This is a genomic window from Hymenobacter edaphi, assembly GCF_003258365.1.
GTDB classification, from domain to species: Bacteria; Bacteroidota; Bacteroidia; order Cytophagales; family Hymenobacteraceae; genus Solirubrum; species Solirubrum edaphi.
Genome location: NZ_QHKM01000003.1, coordinates 290,631 through 307,673, shown reverse-complemented (window position 1 = coordinate 307,673; position 17,043 = coordinate 290,631). Strand labels below are relative to the sequence as shown.

At 63.7% G+C, this 17,043-nt stretch carries 20 protein-coding genes; 7 read left to right on the top strand and 13 right to left on the bottom strand.

The genetic code is table 11. The features are described 5' to 3' along the window. Positions 1-2 precede the first annotated feature (2 nt). Together DLM85_RS11725 and DLM85_RS11720 are read left to right on the top strand one after the other, a co-directional pair. Positions 3-713: a response regulator transcription factor gene (locus DLM85_RS11725; protein ID WP_111478292.1), complete on the top strand. Its 711-nt coding sequence runs from the start codon at positions 3-5 to the stop codon at positions 711-713. Between the two features lie 109 nt (positions 714-822). Next, entirely contained in the window at positions 823-2,001 is a 1,179-nt protein-coding gene (locus DLM85_RS11720; RefSeq protein WP_243635934.1) for a sensor histidine kinase, read from the top strand. A 102-nt stretch (positions 2,002-2,103) separates the two neighbouring features. Here DLM85_RS11720 and DLM85_RS11715 read toward each other — a convergent pair whose 3' ends face one another. Further along, complete coding sequence (locus DLM85_RS11715; RefSeq protein WP_111478291.1) at positions 2,104-2,286, bottom strand: hypothetical protein; 183 nt, start codon at positions 2,284-2,286, stop codon at positions 2,104-2,106. A gap of 129 nt (positions 2,287-2,415) precedes the next feature. Here DLM85_RS11715 and DLM85_RS11710 point away from each other — a divergent pair, with 129 nt between their 5' ends. The 4 genes from DLM85_RS11710 to DLM85_RS11695 are packed head-to-tail and all read left to right on the top strand — an operon-like array spanning position 2,416 to position 5,678. Further along, complete coding sequence (locus DLM85_RS11710) at positions 2,416-2,667, top strand: hypothetical protein (protein WP_111478290.1); 252 nt, start codon at positions 2,416-2,418, stop codon at positions 2,665-2,667. Between the two features lie 38 nt (positions 2,668-2,705). Beyond that, positions 2,706-3,446: a hypothetical protein gene (locus DLM85_RS11705; protein WP_111478289.1), complete on the top strand. Its 741-nt coding sequence runs from the start codon at positions 2,706-2,708 to the stop codon at positions 3,444-3,446. A gap of 29 nt (positions 3,447-3,475) precedes the next feature. Beyond that, positions 3,476-4,618 carry an SHOCT domain-containing protein gene (locus DLM85_RS11700; protein ID WP_111478288.1) on the top strand — a complete coding sequence of 381 codons (1,143 nt, stop codon included), beginning with the start codon at positions 3,476-3,478 and terminating at the stop codon, positions 4,616-4,618. Positions 4,619-4,622: 4 nt separating this feature from the next. Next, positions 4,623-5,678, top strand: a complete 1,056-nt coding sequence (locus DLM85_RS11695; protein WP_111478287.1) for a DUF3089 domain-containing protein — start codon at positions 4,623-4,625, stop codon at positions 5,676-5,678. A 94-nt stretch (positions 5,679-5,772) separates the two neighbouring features. On the opposite strand, the gene DLM85_RS11690 is transcribed toward DLM85_RS11695, so the two are convergent. From DLM85_RS11690 to rplM, 7 genes are all read right to left on the bottom strand, one after another. Next, positions 5,773-6,141, bottom strand: coding sequence for a hypothetical protein (locus DLM85_RS11690; RefSeq protein WP_111478286.1), 369 nt, complete (start codon positions 6,139-6,141; stop codon positions 5,773-5,775). A gap of 36 nt (positions 6,142-6,177) precedes the next feature. Further along, positions 6,178-6,600 (bottom strand): hypothetical protein, encoded by a 423-nt coding sequence (locus DLM85_RS11685; protein WP_133257022.1) that lies wholly within the window; start codon positions 6,598-6,600, stop codon positions 6,178-6,180. A gap of 159 nt (positions 6,601-6,759) precedes the next feature. Then, positions 6,760-7,440, bottom strand: a complete 681-nt coding sequence (locus DLM85_RS11680) for a carboxypeptidase-like regulatory domain-containing protein (RefSeq protein WP_111478284.1) — start codon at positions 7,438-7,440, stop codon at positions 6,760-6,762. 392 nt (positions 7,441-7,832) lie between these two features. Next, positions 7,833-8,669, bottom strand: coding sequence for a translation elongation factor Ts (gene tsf / locus DLM85_RS11675; RefSeq protein ID WP_111478283.1), 837 nt, complete (start codon positions 8,667-8,669; stop codon positions 7,833-7,835). A gap of 193 nt (positions 8,670-8,862) precedes the next feature. Further along, positions 8,863-9,630 (bottom strand): 30S ribosomal protein S2, encoded by a 768-nt coding sequence (gene rpsB / locus DLM85_RS11670; RefSeq protein ID WP_111478282.1) that lies wholly within the window; start codon positions 9,628-9,630, stop codon positions 8,863-8,865. A 21-nt stretch (positions 9,631-9,651) separates the two neighbouring features. Beyond that, the gene (gene rpsI, locus DLM85_RS11665; protein WP_111478281.1) at positions 9,652-10,038 is read right to left on the bottom strand and encodes a 30S ribosomal protein S9; all 387 of its coding nucleotides are present in this window, start codon (positions 10,036-10,038) and stop codon (positions 9,652-9,654) included. A gap of 48 nt (positions 10,039-10,086) precedes the next feature. Next, positions 10,087-10,539, bottom strand: a complete 453-nt coding sequence (gene rplM, locus DLM85_RS11660; RefSeq protein ID WP_111478280.1) for a 50S ribosomal protein L13 — start codon at positions 10,537-10,539, stop codon at positions 10,087-10,089. A 192-nt stretch (positions 10,540-10,731) separates the two neighbouring features. On the opposite strand from rplM, the gene DLM85_RS11655 reads away from it, so the two are divergent. Further along, a complete protein-coding gene (locus tag DLM85_RS11655; RefSeq protein WP_111478279.1) occupies positions 10,732-12,210 on the top strand; it encodes a hypothetical protein in 1,479 nt (492 codons plus the stop codon). A gap of 80 nt (positions 12,211-12,290) precedes the next feature. On the opposite strand, the gene DLM85_RS11650 is transcribed toward DLM85_RS11655, so the two are convergent. From DLM85_RS11650 to DLM85_RS25465, 5 genes are all read right to left on the bottom strand, one after another. After that, positions 12,291-13,004 (bottom strand): RluA family pseudouridine synthase, encoded by a 714-nt coding sequence (locus DLM85_RS11650; protein WP_111478278.1) that lies wholly within the window; start codon positions 13,002-13,004, stop codon positions 12,291-12,293. A gap of 220 nt (positions 13,005-13,224) precedes the next feature. Continuing rightward, positions 13,225-14,250 (bottom strand): YeiH family protein, encoded by a 1,026-nt coding sequence (locus tag DLM85_RS11645; RefSeq protein ID WP_243635933.1) that lies wholly within the window; start codon positions 14,248-14,250, stop codon positions 13,225-13,227. 246 nt (positions 14,251-14,496) lie between these two features. Further along, on the bottom strand, positions 14,497-15,402 hold the full coding sequence (locus tag DLM85_RS11640) for a LysR substrate-binding domain-containing protein (RefSeq protein WP_111478276.1): 906 nt from the start codon (positions 15,400-15,402) through the stop codon (positions 14,497-14,499). A gap of 135 nt (positions 15,403-15,537) precedes the next feature. Beyond that, positions 15,538-16,425: a YitT family protein gene (locus tag DLM85_RS11635; protein ID WP_111478275.1), complete on the bottom strand. Its 888-nt coding sequence runs from the start codon at positions 16,423-16,425 to the stop codon at positions 15,538-15,540. A 181-nt stretch (positions 16,426-16,606) separates the two neighbouring features. Then, positions 16,607-17,023: a hypothetical protein gene (locus DLM85_RS25465; protein ID WP_165822116.1), complete on the bottom strand. Its 417-nt coding sequence runs from the start codon at positions 17,021-17,023 to the stop codon at positions 16,607-16,609. Between the last annotated feature and the right edge of the window lie 20 nt (positions 17,024-17,043).

Here is a 17,043-nt window from a genome sequence, read left to right as displayed (position 1 = left end):
CCGTGCAACATTCTGCCGCTTCCGCTTCCACGCCCTACAAGATTCTGGTAGTCGACGACGACCCGGACATTGTGGAGCTGCTCGAATACAACCTGCGCAAGGAAGGCTACGAGGTGGCGACGGCCCCCGACGGCCGCAAAGCGCTGGAAGTGGCCCCGCAGTTCGGGCCCGATATCATCCTGCTCGACGTGATGATGCCTCACCTCGATGGCATTGCGGCCTGCCGCGAGCTGCGCGCCATGCCCCGCTTCAAGGACACCTACATCCTGTTTCTGACGGCCCGCTCGGAGGAGTTTTCGGAGGTGGCCGCCTTCGACGCCGGCGCCGACGACTACCTGAGCAAGCCCATCAAGCCCCGGGCGCTGATGAGCCGCCTGGCCGCCGTAGTGCGCCGCGACCTGGAGCCCGCCGGCCCGCAGTCCGACGTTATCGACATCAACGGGCTGCGCATCGACCGCACGGGCTTTGCCGTGTATCAGGACGGCCGCAAAATCACGCTGCCTAAGAAAGAATTCGAGCTGCTGGCCTTCCTGGCCGCCTCGCCCCACAAGGTGTTTGGCCGCGACGAGTTGCTGCAGAACATCTGGGGCAACGACGTGTTCGTGCTGGCCCGTACCGTGGACGTGCACGTGCGCAAGGTGCGCGAGAAAGTGGGGGAACACCACATCCAGACCATTAAGGGCGTGGGCTACAAGTTCAACGCGGATAATTAAGACTGATGGCTAAATGGTCAAATTGTTAAATGGCTGGTCGTTCTGACTTCTGGAACGACCAGCCATTTAACAATTTGACCATTTAGCCATTTAAACAACGACTTTTGCGGTGAAAACCAACCAAACCGTCGCCGGGCTGTGGCGCGCCGTGGTGGGCCGCGTCGTGCAGGAGCCGGCCGTCCGCAGCGCGTTTTCGGCCCAGGAGGCGCCCATTCCGTTCGTGTTTCGCCTCCATTTGTCGTCCCGGGCCATTGCCGTCATCATCGCGCTGCTGGTGGCGGGCGTGCTCACGCTGTTTGCCTCCACGGTGCCGCGGCTGCCGTTTCAGCAGGCCGTGCTGGCGGGTGGCATGACGGTGGCCGCCTGTTTTCTGCTGGTGTACCTCTCGTTTGAGGCCCTGATGTTCCGCGAGGTCAACCAGATCTACTCGGGCCTGGAGCACGTCAAGCGCAAGGAGTTCAAGAAGCTCTCCAACAAGTTCCTGTTCCGGCCCGAGCCGCTCAAGCGCATGCGCGAGGAAATCCTCGACATGGCCGTGCGCCGCCAGAAGGAAATCGACGAGCTGCGGCGGCTGCAGCAGCTGCGCTCCGACTTTCTGGCCGACGTGTCGCACGAGCTGAAAACGCCGATTTTCGCCGCCCAGGGCTTCGTCTACACCGTGCTCGACGCGGGCGAAGACGAGGTGTTTATCCGCGAGAAGTTCCTGCTCAAAGCCGCTTCTGCCCTCGATGCCCTCGATGCGCTGGTGCAGGACCTGGTGACGATTTCGCAGCTGGAGAAAGGCGTGGTGCGCATGCGCCGGCAGGCTTTCGACCTGGCCCTGCTGGTGCGCGAAATCTTCGACCAGCTGGAGCAGAAAGCCGCCAAACGGCACGTGACCCTGCACCTGCAGCCCGAAGTGCTACCCGCGGAGGGCATGCCGGTGCTGGCCGACCGCAACCGCATCCGCCAGGTGCTCATCAACCTGATCGACAACGCCATCAAGTACGGCCGCGAGCAGGGCCACGTCACGGTGCGGCTCGCCGACGTGAGCAAGTCGGTGCGCATCAGCGTGCACGACGACGGCGAAGGCATTGCCGAGGAGCACCAGCGCCGCATCTTCGAGCGGTTTTACCGCATCGACAAAAGCCGCTCGCGCGACGCGGGCGGCTCGGGCCTGGGCCTGGCCATCAGCAAGCACATCGTGGAGGCGCACAAATCCACCATCCGGGTGCGCAGCAGCGCCGGGCAGGGCACCACGCTGGAATTTAAGCTGCCGCGGGCCCGGCAGACGCCGCCCGCGGGCTAGCGCCGGGCATGCAGCGTCGTTGTGAAGGCGGCCTAGCCCGGTAAGCAGAAAACGGCCGCCGGGGCTTCCGGCGGCCGTTTTTCGTTTGTATCAGCAAGACGTTTAGCTGGACTTGCGGCCGGAGCCGCCGGGCTTTTTGCCGCCGCCGTCGTGCTTGTTGACGGTGGCCCAGGCGCGGCGCTCGGCTTCTTCTTCCGAGAGGCCGCGCTGTTCGTAGCCTTCCTCGATGTGCTCGGCCTGGCGTTTTTGCTTGTCCGTGTACTTGGACTTATCTCCCTGTGGCATGGCTGTGGATGGTTGGGGTGAAACAAGCGCGGCAGCTACGGTGGTGTACGAGCGGGCCCGAACCGCGGTTTGGGCGGCCCGGCGTTTGCCGTCCCAAGGTGGTATCTTCGTCCCGCCAAATACCCGCCCATGCGCCACGTAGCCGACATTCCGCACCCCGACATGAAACTCACGCTGCTGGCGTGGAACGGCAAGTACCTGCTCAAGTGCGAGCAGGGCCCGCTGGAACAAACCTACAAGGTGGCCGAGCTGGATTTGCTGGGCGGCGACGCCGAGCTGCCGCAGCTGCTCGACGAAACCTTCGTGGCCGCCGTGCTGCGACGCTTTGCCGATATGCGCACCGACTTCGGCGCCGCCCTCGAACGCCACGATTTGGTATAGCCTGGCTTCCACTCTCTCTCACCGCAACTTCCTCCCCGATGACAACCCCCTTCTTCCGCGGCCTGCTGGCCGGGCTGCTGCTGCTGGGCCTGCGCGCCGCCCCCGCCGCCGCGCAGGTATACGACGTGCGTACGAGTACCGTCAGCGTGGACAAGCGCGAACGGCCGGCCCTGAAAGTGCAGGTGGAAGGCCCCGCCAAGGAAGCCCGCGAGTTCTGGCAGCAGTTTCTGAAGGACAGTTACAACATCAAGCTGCGGGCGGGCGGCGTGCTCGGCATTGGCGGCAACAAGGACGTGCTGCTGGCCAAGCAGACGCCGGTATCGAGCGTGTCGGGCAAGCTGCTCGACCTCTATACCAACGTGGTGGCCCCCACCGACAGCACCGCCGAGCTGCAGGTCTTTGCCGCCTTCGACAACGGCAGCACCTGGCTCGACCCGGACAAGACTGCCTCGGAGTTTGCCGCCCTGCGCACCATGGTGCAGAACTTTGCCCGGGACTACCGCCCTTACCACTACAAGCGCGAGGTGGAAGCGGCCGAAAAGCAGCTGGCTGACGCCGAAAAGGAAAAAGTGCGGCTCGACAAGGAAATCAAGAGCCTGGCCGCCGACACGGTGAGCAACCTGGCCAAGATGCAGCAGCTGCGCGAGCAGAACGTGCAGCACGCCGCCAAAATCAAGGACGACCAGCAGAAACTCACCCAGAACGCCACCGAAACCGAGCGCCGCAAAATTCTGGTGCAGCGCCGGCGTGACCGACTGTCCGCGCTTGACCGTAAGTAGCCTGAACCGCCGGTCCTCCTCCGCTCCCCATGGATAAGCCTACCCCGTCTCCCCTCGACACCCTGCGTCAGCTCAAGGAAATGCTCGACGCGGGCGCCATCACCCAGGACGAATTCAACAAGCTGAAGCAGCAGCTGCTGTTTGGCGAAACCAACGCCGCCCCGGTAGCTGCCCCGGTCGATGTACCGGCCGAACCCGTGGCGGTGCCGCCGTTTTCGCTGGATGCGCCCGCCTCGGTGGCCGGCCCCCACGTCATCCCGCCGCCCATCGACGACCCGCTGCTGCCGCCGGTGGCCGCGCCCTACAACACGCCGCCCCTGGAGCCGGTGGTGCTCGACCCCGGTACCCACCGCCCCACGGAAGGCCCCGTGGGCCCGCCGTCCGCCGCGTACGACGCCCCCGTGGAAGATGCCCCGCGCCAGTCCCCGCTGGGGATGGTGCTCATCATCGGTGGTGTGTTGGCGCTGCTGGCGCTGATTGGCTACCTCGTGCTCGGCAACCGCAGCTCCGAGCGCCTGACCAGCAACTCCATCACTGCCGCCGATACCACCGCCGTAGCGGTGGAAGAAGGTCCGCAGGCCGCTCAGCTGGATCTGCCGCCCGTGCAGGCGCCCGAAACGGTGCGCGTGCAGCCCACCATTCCGCTGACCTCATCGCCCCTCGATTCGGCCGTAACCGGCAGCACCACCGACCCCGTCACCGACGCGGCCGCGCTGGAGGCAGCCACCCGCGCCCGGGTGCAGCGGGCCCTCACGGCCTTCTACAACGACCTGCTGACGGCCCCTTTCAACGCCAGTCAGCACTTTGCCCCCCAAGTCGAGCGTTTTTTCTCCCTGCAGAACACCACGCCCGCCGGCATCGAGGATGAGTTGAACCGCACGCACTTCCCTGAATTCACCGAAAGCCGCATCAGCTTCGACCCGAGCACGCTGCAGATCAGCGCCCCCGACGCCGACGGCGCCGTGACGGCCACCTTCCAGGAGCGCGGCCGCTCCCTGCGCAAGTCCTTGAACCAGTACCAGCAGACGCTGGCCCAGGTGCGCGCCCGCTTCGACCGCAGCGGCAAGCTGACGTACTTCCGCCAGGAGCGCCTGCTCGAAAACACGTTCACCGACGCCAAGCCCGCTGCGCCGACCACGCCGGACGCGGGCACCACGCCCCAGTCGAACTAGCCGCATGGGCGCCCCATTACGGCTGGGCTCCTTGTGGCTGGCGGGGCTGGTCGTGCTGCTGCTGGGCAGCGGCTGCATCCGGCTGCTCAAGCCCCTGCGCAGCTTCGCGCACTACACCCCGCCGCCCGTGCCCGACTACAGCCGGCCCGAGAGCTGGGCTACCCTGCCCACCCGCGCCGATTCGGCCGATGCCGTCCCGCTGCACTCCGGCCTGCGCAGCCGGCAGGCCAGTGCCCCGGCCGACGTGTTCTTTCTGCACCTGACCACGCGCGTCCGCCCGCGGGGCTGGAACACGGCTATTGCCAACCGCCACGTCAACCGCTACACCGACCGCTACAGCATCCGCACCCAGGCCAGCGTGTTCAATGCCGCCGGCCGCGTGTACGCCCCGCGCTACCGGCAAGCCACGCTCTACTCGTTTTTCGACAGTACCGCCAACAGCCGGCAGGCCCTGGCCCTAGCGTACGCCGATGTGAAGTCGGCTTTCGAGTACTACCTCGCCCACTACAATCAGAACCGGCCCATCATCATTGCCGCCCACAGCCAGGGTACCTACCACGCCCGGCGGCTGTTGCGCGAGTTTTTCGACCGCGACCCGGCCCTGCGCCGCCGCCTCGTGGCGGCCTACCTCGTCGGGCTGAACGTCGACACGCTGGGCTACCGGGTGCTGCGGCCCTGCCGCGACTCGCTGCAAACCGGCTGCTACGTGAGCTGGAACACCGGCTCCTGGGGCAACGACTACCCGCCCTACGACGGCGCCCTGGTCACTAATCCGCTCACCTGGCGCGTCGATACGGCCTACGCGCCCGCCCGCCTGAACCGCGGCAGCGTGCCCCTCTCCTTCAAGCGCCTCGACCAGCCCGGCGTAGCCGATGCCCAAGTGCACAAGGGCATCCTCTGGACGCACCCGTCGGGCCGCCGCGGCTACTTCCGGTTTCCGCTGCCCGGCAAGTGGGAGCTGCGCCACTCCTACCACCTCAACGACTACGGGCTGTACTACCTCAGCGTGCGGCGCAACGCCGACGCGCGGTTGCGCGCCTGGCAACGCGCCAATCCATGACCAGGCGCCGAAGTCGTTTCGGCTGCAGCACAGAAACGGAAAAGCCCGCTGGCGCAAGGCCAGCGGGCTTTTCTGTTACAGGCAAACGGGAAGCTTAGTTCAGCACCGAAGCCTGGCCTTTCAGTACCTGGCGAGCCATTGCCAGGTTCGTGTCGGCCGAGTTTACGGCCAGGTAGATGAACTTGCCGCCGTCGGCCGACAGCTTCAGCAGGTGCAGCTGGTCGGTCAGGGTCAGCAGGATGTCCTGCACCGTCTGGTTCAGCTTCAGGGCCTGGATGGCTTTCAGCTTTTGTTTGATAACCTCCGTGTTGTAGGCAGCGGCGGTTTCGGCGTCAAACGTAGCCAGGTTGGAATGGTGGGCCAGCGGCATGCCGGTTTCGGTTTCGACAACGGCAACTGCTACGAGCGAGGGCAGTTCTTTCAGAATGTTCTGAACGGCTTGTTGGGGGGTAATGTTTGCCATGAAAGGCGAGAAAAAAAAGGTGGATGTTTAAAAAAATCAGTTGGAATGACGACGCATCACGTCGCGGACCAGCGCCATGTTGGTGTCGGCCAGACGTACGGCTACGTAACACAGGCGCTGCCCGTCGGGCGTGGTGCGCAGGCAGTGCAGCTGTTCGTCGAGCACAATCACCAGGTCGTTGAGCTGCTGGCCGGCCAGCCACGGCGCGGTCAGGTTTTTCTGGGTCTGACTAATCAGCTCCGCGTTGCGGCTGCTGATTTTGTAGGGGTCGAAGCTGGCTACGGTGGTGTAGGCCGCCAACGTTTTCTTCGACTGGATATCCACTACCGCCGCCGCAACCAGCTCGGGCAGGTCGCGCAGCAGGTTGTTGATAACCGCGTCGGCCTTGTAACGTTCGATGCCTAATGCGTCTCCCGTAATTTTCTTCACAACCGTTTTGTGCAGAAAAGGAAGTCTCATGTAGCGGAGGTTCGGCAGTCAGGAAGCATGGAAACAATAGCCCGGCCGGGCTCGACAAAAGTCCCTCCACCGTGGCAGAGGGACTTTTGCAGTAAAGTCAAGCCCAGGCGGCGAACCGGCTTCTTGCGTTCAATGTTGCGCCGCTGGCCTTGCCTTCGGTTAGAAGAACAGCCAGCGCTTTTTCGGGGCCCGCTCAGCAGCGCGCGGTACCAGGGTTACGTTTTCGGTAGCGCCGGCCCGTACCTGCAGCTCTTCTTCGGCGTAGCCGCCGTAGGCGTACTGCAGCGTGGCTTTCTGGCCCACCGGCACCCGCATCGTGTAGGTACCGTTGGCATCGGTGCTGACGCCTACGCGCGTGCCCTTCTGCAGCACGGTGGCGCCCACCAGGGGCCGGCCGTTTTCATCAAGAATGCGGCCGCGCACGGCAACCATGCGCACGGCGCTGGCGGCCTCGGTGCCCATTGCGGCATCCGCCACTTCGGCCACGGCCGGCAGGTTCTCCGTCGGCGTGTTGGGCAGGTTGGTGCCGGCAAACACGGCCCCGCCAACGAGGGCACCGCCCATTACCAGGGTGGCTGCCCGGCGGCGGAAACGCTCCGGTTCGGTTCGGATCAGGTCGAATTGCCGCTGCACCCAGCCTACCGGCTTGACGCTGTGGCCCGTGTTTTTCAGTTCGTAGAAGCGGCGGAGCGTCTCGTCAGCCAGGTCCTTGTTGGCTTTCAGATAAGCATCCACCAGTTCGGTATTCTCGCTTGTGAGGTCCCCGCGCAGGTAAGCGTCCCTGTAAGCGGGCAGCAGTTCACCGGTGGCGCGGTGAAAAGGCGTAGCGCTAAGTTTCATTGTTGGAAAAAGTTAGATTGTTGCAGTGGCAAGAGGCCGGTGGAAGAGCGGGGTACAAAAATGGGCGTTACAGATCTGAATTCGCGGCCCGACAGCCTGCTTAAGGCCGTAATTTCGCCGAACCAGAGACTTTGCTGGCTTAACGCACCATTTTACTAGGTGAATAATATTCCCATTTTGATACCATCAAAGCTAACATTTTATCGGTATCATCCAAATAGTTAGGACGATATTAAATATTTAAACCTACTGTAATGAAGATATTTTAGCATGATATCATATGTGATTGGGAATGCATGTACGGCTGAAAAGCGTTCTAGTTCCCCTTTGTTCATAAAAAAAGCCCGCCGGCAGGGGCCGACGGGCTTTTTACGTATTAGTTACTAGGGGTTTTACGCACCAATGGTTACGCGCTTGAAGTCCGTCACCGTCATGCCTTTCGACGTCTTGTCGAGCAGCTGGGCGATGGTCAGCGAGCCGTCTTTCACGAACTCCTGGTTCAGCAGGGTGTTTTCCTTGTAAAACTTGTTCAGCTTGCCCTGAGCAATCTTTTCCAGCATAGCCTCCGGCTTGCCTTCGGCACGTGCCTGCTCTTTGCCGATTTCGATTTCACGCTCCACGGTAGCCGAGTCCACACCGTCTTTGTCAACGGCTACGGGGCGCATGGCGACGATCTGCATAGCGACGTCGCGGCCTACGCCGGCTACGTCGGTGCCGCCGGTGTTCTTCAGGCCCACCAGTACGCCTTTCTTGTTGTCCGAGTGGATGTACGAAGCCACTTTCTCAGCGTTCAGCGTAGCGTAAGCCACCACGTCGATTTTCTCGCCGATTTTGCCCATCAGATCGGTGATGTGCTCCTGCAGCGAGCGGCCGTCGGCCTGCGGAGCGGCCAGCAGGTCTTCCTTGGTCGCAGCGTTGCTCTTCACGGCCGCGTCGATGGCCAGCTGGGCCAGGGCTTTGAAGTCAGCTACTTTCGCTACCGGCTCGGTTTCGCAGGCCAGGGCCACCAGCTTGCCGTTGGTGCCGTCTTCGCTTACGCTAGCCAGCACGAGGCCTTCCGAGGTGGTGTTGTCCGAACGCTTGTCGGCAATTTTCTGGCCCTGCTTGCGCAGGATGTCCTTGGCCTGCTCGAAGTCACCATCGGCTTCGGTCAGTGCTTTTTTGCAGTCCATCATGCCGGCGCCGGTCATAGCGCGCAGCTTGTTCACGTCTTGGGCGGTAATTGCCATAGCGGTGAAAATTGGGAGAGGTTGATGAGGGTTTCTCGGTAGTTATCAGTTGTCAGTTGCTGGTTGTCAGCGCGAAGGGCTTCAGAACAGCCTGACAACTGACAACCCATAACTGTCAACTAAAAAAGAAGGGAACAACCGGAGCCTGTGTGCTTCGAATGTTCCCTCCTCTCAAATCAGGGGCAGTGCGGGACTATTCGTCGGCGGTCTGCTTTTCCTGGATGGCTTCTTCGTCAGCCTGCTTGCGGTCGGCGTCTTCTTTGTCCACCTTACGCTCCGACAGGCCTTCTTCGATGGCTTTGCCGACAGCGTTGATGATCAGCGAAATCGACTTCGAGGCGTCGTCGTTGGCCGGAATCGGGAAGTCGACCAGCTCGGGGTTGGAGTTGGTGTCGACGATGGCGAATACCGGGATACCCAGTTTCTGGGCCTCTTTCACGGCAATGTGCTCACGCTTCACGTCCACGATGAAGAGGGCGGCGGGCAGGCGGCTCAGGTCGGCAATGCCACCCAGTACGCGCTCCAGCTTCTCACGCTCGCGGTTCATCATGAGCTTTTCGCGCTTAGCCAGGGCGGCGTAGGCGGTATTCTCTTTCACCATCTTGTCGATGGTGCTCATCTTCTTCAGCGACTTACGCACGGTGGCGAAGTTGGTGAGCATGCCACCCAGCCAACGGTCGGTCACGTAGGGCATTTTCAGGCGCTTCGCTTCGTCCGAAACGATTTCCTGAGCCTGCTTCTTCGTGGCTACGAACATTACTTTGCGGCCCGACTTGGCGATGTTGCGGATGGCCGAGGTGGCCTGCTCCAGCGACGCCAGGGTCTTGTTCAGGTCGATGATGTGGATGCCGTTCTTCTCCATGAAGATGAACGGGGCCATTTTCGGGTCCCACTTACGGGTGAGGTGACCAAAGTGGGCACCAGCATCCAGCAGGTCTTTATAGGTTACGGACTGAGCCATGATAGGAGTTCCTCTGGAAGATTAGCGTTTCGAGAACTGGAACGAACGACGAGCCTTGCGGCGGCCCGGCTTCTTACGCTCCACCATGCGGGGGTCGCGGGTCAGGAAGCCTTCTTTCTTCAGGGCCGGACGGGCTTCGGCGTTTTCTTCAACCAGGGCCTTCGAAATAGCCAGGCGAATTGCTTCGGCCTGAGCGGCGATGCCTCCGCCGTGCACGTTTACTTGCACGTCGTACTTACCCACGGCATCGACCGTAGCGAAGGGCTGGTTGACGATGGTTTCCAGGAGCTCGTTGCTGAAGTACGACTTCATGTCCCGGTCGTTGATAGTGATATTCCCTTGCCCGGCTTGCATGTAGATGCGCGCCACCGAGGTTTTTCTTCTACCAGAGGTGTTGGTGATTTCCATGAGTTGAGAATCAATGAGACGCGGCCCGCAGCGGGGCTACGCGGTTTTTTACAGGTTGGTCAGCGAAACCGTGGTGGGCTGCTGGGCTTCGTGCGGGTGCTCGGCACCGGCGTACACGAACAGGTTGCGGTACTGGGCCGCGCCGAGGCGGTTGCCCTGCAGCATGCCTTTCACCGCGTGCTCGATAACCGAGGCCGAGTTCTTGGCCTTTTTGTCGCGGAGGTTGATGCTACGCTGACCGCCGGGGTAGCCCGTGTGGCGCAGGTAGATCTTGTCCGTCAACTTTTTGCCGGTCACGCGCAGCTTGTCGGCGTTGATGACGATGACGTAGTCGCCGCAGTCGGCGTTGGGCGTGAACGAGGGCTTGTGCTTGCCGCGCAGAATGTTGGCAATCTGGCTGGCCACTCGCCCGAGCGTGTTGTCGCTGGCGTCAACAACAACCCAGGCCTTATCGGCCGAGGCTTTGTTCACCGAGCGCGTCTTGAAGCTCAGATGATCCATGGATCAGTTTCTTGTGGGGTTGGGTAAGTATTTACGATTCAGCCCGAAACCCTGAGAAAGAAGAAAGGGTCCGGGAAAAACGGACACAAAATTAGTGCTTTTTGCTTGAGAAGCAAAGCAGTAGCGTAATTAATCCAATTCAGGCCCTCCCGACCGGGCTGCCGTATCTTCGGCGCCCCAACGCTGCTACGCATGATTTTCGCCGATTCCCTGGCTATTCCGCGCCTGCCGGCCCCTCCCCCACCGGCCCCGGCCGACCACCGCTGGGCCCTGCGCCTGACGCTGGCCGGCCTGCTGATTTCGGTGCTGACGGCCTTTCTGACGGGCAATACCTACGACCTGGGCGACAGTATCAACCACTACCTGTTCAGCCGCTACGCCCCCGCGCACCCCGACAACTTCTTTGACTCCTGGGCCAAGCCGGTGTTCGTGCTGCTGACGGTGCTGCCGAGCCAGGCGGGCTTTATCGGCATCAAGCTCTTCAACTGCGCGGTGGCGGCGCTGGCGGCCTGGCAGGCCTACCGCGTGGCCGCGGGGCTGCGGCTGCGCTGGCCCTGGCTGGCGGTGCTGTTCGTGTATTGCACCCCGGATTATTTCCGCATTCAGTTTTCGGGGCTGACCGAGCCGTTGTTCAGTTTGCTGCTGGTGAGCGGCGCGGCGCTGACGGTGCGCAACCGGGCTACCGCGGCGGCCATCGTGCTGTCGTTTCTGCCCTTCGTGCGCTCCGAGGGCTTCCTTATTTTGGCCGTGTGGGCGGTATACCTGGGGCTGACGCGGCAGTGGCGGGTGCTGCCTTGGCTACCCTTCGGCTACGTCGTTTATAGCGTGGCCGGCGCCGTGGTGTACCGCGACCTGGGCTGGGTGTTTCACCGCAACGCCTACGAAACCATTTCGCACTACGGCGCGGGCCGCTGGGGCCATTTCGTGCAGCAGCTGCCGGGAATATTGGGCTGGGTGCTGCTGGGGCTGTTCTGGCTGGGCATGCTGGCCGGGGTGCTGAACTGGCTCACGGCCCGCGACGCGGCCCGCCCGCCCGCCTACCGCTGGGCCGAGCGGCTGCTGGTATACGGCAGCGTGGTGACCTACCTCGGCGCGCACACGGTGTTCTGGGCCCTGGGCCTGTTTGCCTCCTTCGGCATGACGCGGGTGATGGACGCTATGGTGCCGCTGATGGCCGTCATTGCCCTCCAGGGCTTAGTGCTGCTGACCAGCCTCGCCCCGGAGCCGCGGCGGGCTACGGTGGCCTACGTGCTGGCCGCCGCCGTGCTAGTCTTCCCGCTCACTGGCGCCCGCACCGGTTTCCGCTGGCGCACCGACTTCAGCCGTCCGGCCGAGCAGCAGCTCATCGAAGACGTAGCCGCGCAGCTCCAGCCACGCACGGCCGGCCGCCTTCTGCTCTGGGACCACCCGTACTGGGGCATCGGGTTGGGCATCGACCCGTTTGATAGCACGCGGCACCAGCTGTCGAATACCTGGCGCGAGGATAAGCCCGTGCCGGCGGGTACGCTGCTGCTCTGGGACAACTGGTTCTCGCCCACCGAAGCGCGGGTGAGCTACGGGCAGCTACGGCAGGATGCGCGGCTGCGGCTGGTGCGCGAAGACTCGGTGCGCCGCGACGCCCGCAAGCCGGAGAAGGGCTACACGCGGCTAGCGGTGTTTGAGCGTCGGTAAGCCAGGCCAATAAAAACGGCCGGCGCCCCGGGAGCTTACATTGCTCCTGGCGCACCGGCCGTTACTGTCAACTGACTGGTCTAGCTGTACTGGCGCAGGGTGTCGACGAGCACGCGGAAGTCCTTGGGGTACTCGGCTTCTACGCTGATGGGCTCCCCGTCGAGGCCGGCGAAGGTGAGCTGGCGGGCGTGCAGGGCGAAGCGCTTGATGAAAGGCTGCTCCTCCTCGCCTTCCTTCATATTGAACTTGCGCTTGAGCGTGGAAAGGTAGAAATCCTCGCCGCCGTACATTTTGTCGCCGATGATGGGGGCCTGCAGGTACATTAGGTGCAGACGAATCTGGTGCATGCGGCCGGTGACGGGCAGGCACTCGAAGAGCGTGTGGCGGGTGTAGGTTTCGAGGGTGCGCACCAGGGTTTCGGCGTGCTTGCCGCCGGGCGCCAGGCGGGCCTTGCCCTTGGTGGTGGTTTCGATGTTGCGCTCCACCCGCAGGCCGTCGAAGTGGTGCACGCCCCAGCCCACGGCGTGGTAGACCTTGCGCACTTTCCGGTCTTCGAACTGCATGGCGAGGTTGCGGTAGGCCTCGGGGTTCTTGGCCAGGGCCAGGGCGCCGCTGGTTTCCTTGTCGAGGCGGTGGCAGGCCTGGATGTCGTCGTAGTGCTGCCGGGCCAGGCGCAGGATGTTGGGCGCACCCCCTACCCGCTCGTCGAGCGTGGCCAGGAAGGGCGGCTTGTTGATGACGATGTAGTCGTCGTTTTCGAAAATAATGAGGTCCTGAAAAGCGGGCAGCTTCATAAAGCACGGAGTTGACGAGGTTCCCGGATTACGCGGATTCGACGGACGATTTGGCCACCGATTCTGGTTCTGTTGACTGGCGGTCAAGGCTGAGTGGCGGCGCCAGCAGCTTTGCTCAGGCAACCACGCCGGTAATCCTGGGAAAGACTACAAAAGTAACAGAGCCCCGGCTTATCGGCCGGAGCTCTGCAGCGGGTGGGAGCGGCGGGAGGGGTTGGTATTAAGCGACGGTGTGCAGAATCACCCAGAGCGAGGCGGCCGAAATCGTTAGCCACAGCAGCACGCCTTGCATAAACGGCTTCGGCCCCACGGCCTTGAGCACCTGGGTGCTGAGGCCGGCGCCGATGAGAAACAGCGTCACCGTCAGGCCGATTTTGGCCAGCTTCACCATCCAGGGGCCCAGCGGCTGCAGCGCGGGCACGTAGGTGGTCAGCAGCATGGCCGCGATGAAGCCCAGGATGAAGTAGGGCAGCTTGACTTTGGCGCCGGGCGTGCGAAACAGCACCGCTGTACCCAGCGCCACCGGGATAATCCAGAGGGCGCGGGCCAGCTTCACGGTGGTAGCCACCTGCAGGGCCTGGTCGCCGTAGTGACTGGCGGCGCCCACGACCGACGAGGTGTCGTGAATGGCAATAGCGGCCCAGAGGCCGAACTGGTTTTGCGTCATGCTCAGCGCTTCGCCGATAACCGGGAAGAGGAACAGCGCCACGGCGTTGAGCACGAACACCGTGCCCAGCGCCACCGACATTTCCTCGTCCGAGGCCTTTACTACCGGGCCCACGGCCGCAATGGCCGAGCCGCCGCAGATGGCGGTGCCGCTGGCAATGAGGTGGGAGGTTTTGGGCGCAATGCCCAGCCAGCGCCCCACCAAGTAGCCCAGCGTGAGGGTGCCGAAAATGGAGGCCACGGTGAACAGCAGCCCCTCTTGCCCGGCCCGCAGCGCCGCGTGGGCGTTCATGCCGAAGCCCAGCCCGACCACCGACCACTGCAGCAGCTTGCTGGTGTACTGCTTGCTCTGCGCGGGGAAGGGGTTGCCGATGGTCAGTGCCAGCGCCAGGCCCAGGGCCAGGGCCAATGGTGGGGAGCCCCAGGGCGTGAGGCAGATCAGCAAGGCCAGCCCGAAGGCCAGCATTTGCAGCGTAACGCGGTGAGTACCGACAGTGAGCAGGGCGCGGTGCCCGAGCGGAACGGCGTGCCTACAGTCTTCTTCGGCAGGCGCCGCAGTGGGGTGGTGAGCGAGTTTCACGGGTGGAAGGGAACTAGGTGGGAGTCCCCAAAATTACGACCTTCCCTCCCCAACAGGTTATCAATAATATTTATCAGCAATTACTTCTGGTTATAGACTACCGATAAATGACGCGCCCCGGGCAGCCGATTATGCCAAATACACCCGCTGCCGCTGACATCATAGCCAGCCGTTTCAGCATCACGCGTTATCCGTGGGCCCGAACTTGGTGCCGGACGTAGGCATTCTGCGCCAGCCAGCTGACCATCATGCCTTATCCGTAGTTCCGAACTGCTGGTGGGCGTAGCGCAGAAACTGCTCGGCGGCCCGCAGCAGGGGCTGCCCCTGCAGCCACACGGCCTCGAAATGGCGCGTCAGCCGCAGCTCCTCGATGGGCACCACCGCCAGCTCGCCGCTGGCCAGCTCCTTTTTCAGCCCGCGCACCGACACGAAGCCCACGCACTCGGGCGCGGCTTCGAGGTAGGACTTGATGCCCTCGGTGTTGTCGAGGTAGATGGCCACGCGGCACTGGGCCAGGCGGATGCCCCGGTCGCGCAGGGCCAGCTCCAGCACTTCCAGCGTGCCGGAACCCCGCTCGCGCAGCACCAGCGGGTGCCGGAGCACCTCGGCTAGCGGCTGCGGGGCCAGGGCCGCGCCGGTGCCGCGGCGCACGGCCACCAGCTCATCGTCGAGCAGGAATTCGTAGTGCAGGTCGCGGTTTTTCACCTGGCCTTCCACCAGGCCCAGGTCGATTTCGCCGCGCAGCAGGGCTTCGGCCACCTGCTCGGAGTTGCCGATGAGCAAGGTCAGCTCGACGCGGGGGTAGCGGGCCTGGAAGCCGGGCAGAATGGGCGGCACCACGTACTGGGCCAGGGTGGAGCTGGCTCCGAGGCGCAGGCGGCCGGCGGTGGTGTCGTGCAGGGTGTGCAGCTGCTCGGCCAGCTGGTGGTGCAGCTCGTGTACCTGCCCGGCGTAACGCAGCAGCAATTGGCCGGCTTCGGTGAGGCTCACGCGGTTGCCGCGCCGCTCGAAGAGGCGCTGCTCGTAGCTGCGCTCCAGCTCGCGGATGTGCTTGGTGACGGCCGGCTGGGTGATGCACAGCTCCTGGGCCGCCTTGGTGAAGCTCAGGTGCTGGGCCACGGCCTGGAAAACGCGGAGGCGGAAATCGGGCATGATGCGAAGCGCCGGGCACGGCGCCGGGAAGTCAAAAGTAAAGCTGGTAGCTGGCTAGGAATGTGCAGATACTAAACAAAAAGAGCGTCATGCTTGGCGGGGCTCAGCATGACGCTCCAATTATTATCCCGCCTCTTAGTGCAGCGGCCGTTTCTTCACCATGCCGCCCTCCGCGTCGTCGACGGTTTGCTGGATGAGGAAGGCTGCGGGGTCGATGCGGCGGACTTCGGTGCGCAGCTGCGGCAGCTCCAGGCGGGTGACGACGGTGAAGACGATGTCGCGGTCCACGTTTCGGTCGCCGCGCTTGCCGTAGCCGCGCTTGCCCTGGTAGATGGTCACGCCGCGGCCCAGCTTCTCGGTAATGGCCTCGCGGATTTCCTCGCTCAGATCCGACACGATGGTGACGCCGGTGTACTGCTCCAGGCCGTTGAGCAGAAAATCCAGCGACTTGGAAGCCGCCACGTAGGTCAGGATGGAGTACAGCGCCGGCTCCTTGCCCAGAAAAAACGCGGCGGCGGTGAAGATGAACACGTTCAGAATCAGAATCACGTCGCTGACTTTAACCAGCGGGCTGTGCTTGGTGATGAGCAGGGCGGCTATTTCGGTGCCGTCGAGCACGGCGCCACCGCGCATGGCCAGGCCGATGCCGGCGCCGATGAACAAGCCGCCGAACACGGCCGTCAGCAGCTTGTCGGGGGTGATGTCGGGGATGGGGAGTACCGCCAGCGCCACCGACAGGCCGGCAATGGCCAGGGCGCTTTTCAGGGCGAACAGGCGACCGATCTGCCGGTAGCCCAGGATGACGAAGGGCAGGTTGATGACCAGCAGCAGGGCGGCCAGCGGCAGGCCCAGCACCTGGGCCAGCAGCATGGACACGCCGGTGACGCCGCCGTCGATGAAGTGGCTGCCGAGCAGAAAGCCCTTCAGCCCGAAGGCAGCGGAAAGAATGCCCAGAACGACGAGGGCGGTATTTTTGAGCGTATCGGCCAGCGACGACGCGGGTGGGGCAACGGTAGTGGGCATGGGAAGGGTGGCGGACACGCCGCAAAGGCGGTAGCTCGTCAGCCGACGGGCCACCGCAGGACTCGGAAGGGAAAAAGCACGGGCCGTTGCCGCCGGACAGCCGTCAGCCGACAGCCGCCCGGGGTGTGCCCGTGAACGAACGAAGTAAACAGCCGGGACGAAGCTCGACTGTACGGCCTTACTACGGCCCGTTCGGGACTTCCGATGTCAGGCGGGCGGTAGCGCCGAGGTGCGCACGCAGGCCCGGCCGGGTAGCGGCGGGCAGAGCCGGGCTGGGCAGGAAGTCCGGCAGCTGGAGTAGCGCTGGAAGAAGCAGGGCGGACGGCAATGGCAGCGGCTCGGGCGGTGGCTGCGGCGCGGCCACCTCGGCGCCCGGGAGCAGGGCCGCCAGCACCGCGTGCCGGGCGCAGGCGGCCAGGGCCTCGTCGGTTTGGCGGGCCACAACGGCGGTGGCAGCGGCCAAGGGCCGCTCGGGCCGCAGCAGGCCGCTGAGCAGCAGCGCCAGCAGCAGTACCAATTGGCGCGCGGGGCCGCGGGCGCCCCGCCCGCTGGGGGCCGGGCGCTGCAAAAGCTTCATCTGCCGGGAGTTTGCCGTCATGCTCCGGCAAAGGTACCCCA

Coding starts and splice junctions, on each gene's coding strand:
- DLM85_RS11715 (WP_111478291.1), bottom strand. CDS start 2,286: ATGCCACAGGGAGATAAGTCCAAGTACACGGACAAGCAAAAACGCCAG.
- DLM85_RS11710 (WP_111478290.1), top strand. CDS start 2,416: ATGCGCCACGTAGCCGACATTCCGCACCCCGACATGAAACTCACGCTG.
- DLM85_RS11705 (WP_111478289.1), top strand. CDS start 2,706: ATGACAACCCCCTTCTTCCGCGGCCTGCTGGCCGGGCTGCTGCTGCTG.
- DLM85_RS11700 (WP_111478288.1), top strand. CDS start 3,476: ATGGATAAGCCTACCCCGTCTCCCCTCGACACCCTGCGTCAGCTCAAG.
- DLM85_RS11695 (WP_111478287.1), top strand. CDS start 4,623: ATGGGCGCCCCATTACGGCTGGGCTCCTTGTGGCTGGCGGGGCTGGTC.
- DLM85_RS11690 (WP_111478286.1), bottom strand. CDS start 6,141: ATGGCAAACATTACCCCCCAACAAGCCGTTCAGAACATTCTGAAAGAA.
- DLM85_RS11685 (WP_133257022.1), bottom strand. CDS start 6,600: ATGAGACTTCCTTTTCTGCACAAAACGGTTGTGAAGAAAATTACGGGA.
- DLM85_RS11680 (WP_111478284.1), bottom strand. CDS start 7,440: ATGAAACTTAGCGCTACGCCTTTTCACCGCGCCACCGGTGAACTGCTG.
- tsf (WP_111478283.1), bottom strand. CDS start 8,669: ATGGCAATTACCGCCCAAGACGTGAACAAGCTGCGCGCTATGACCGGC.
- rpsB (WP_111478282.1), bottom strand. CDS start 9,630: ATGGCTCAGTCCGTAACCTATAAAGACCTGCTGGATGCTGGTGCCCAC.
- rpsI (WP_111478281.1), bottom strand. CDS start 10,038: ATGGAAATCACCAACACCTCTGGTAGAAGAAAAACCTCGGTGGCGCGC.
- rplM (WP_111478280.1), bottom strand. CDS start 10,539: ATGGATCATCTGAGCTTCAAGACGCGCTCGGTGAACAAAGCCTCGGCC.
- DLM85_RS11655 (WP_111478279.1), top strand. CDS start 10,732: ATGATTTTCGCCGATTCCCTGGCTATTCCGCGCCTGCCGGCCCCTCCC.
- DLM85_RS11650 (WP_111478278.1), bottom strand. CDS start 13,004: ATGAAGCTGCCCGCTTTTCAGGACCTCATTATTTTCGAAAACGACGAC.
- DLM85_RS11640 (WP_111478276.1), bottom strand. CDS start 15,402: ATGCCCGATTTCCGCCTCCGCGTTTTCCAGGCCGTGGCCCAGCACCTG.
- DLM85_RS11635 (WP_111478275.1), bottom strand. CDS start 16,425: ATGCCCACTACCGTTGCCCCACCCGCGTCGTCGCTGGCCGATACGCTC.
- DLM85_RS25465 (WP_165822116.1), bottom strand. CDS start 17,023: ATGACGGCAAACTCCCGGCAGATGAAGCTTTTGCAGCGCCCGGCCCCC.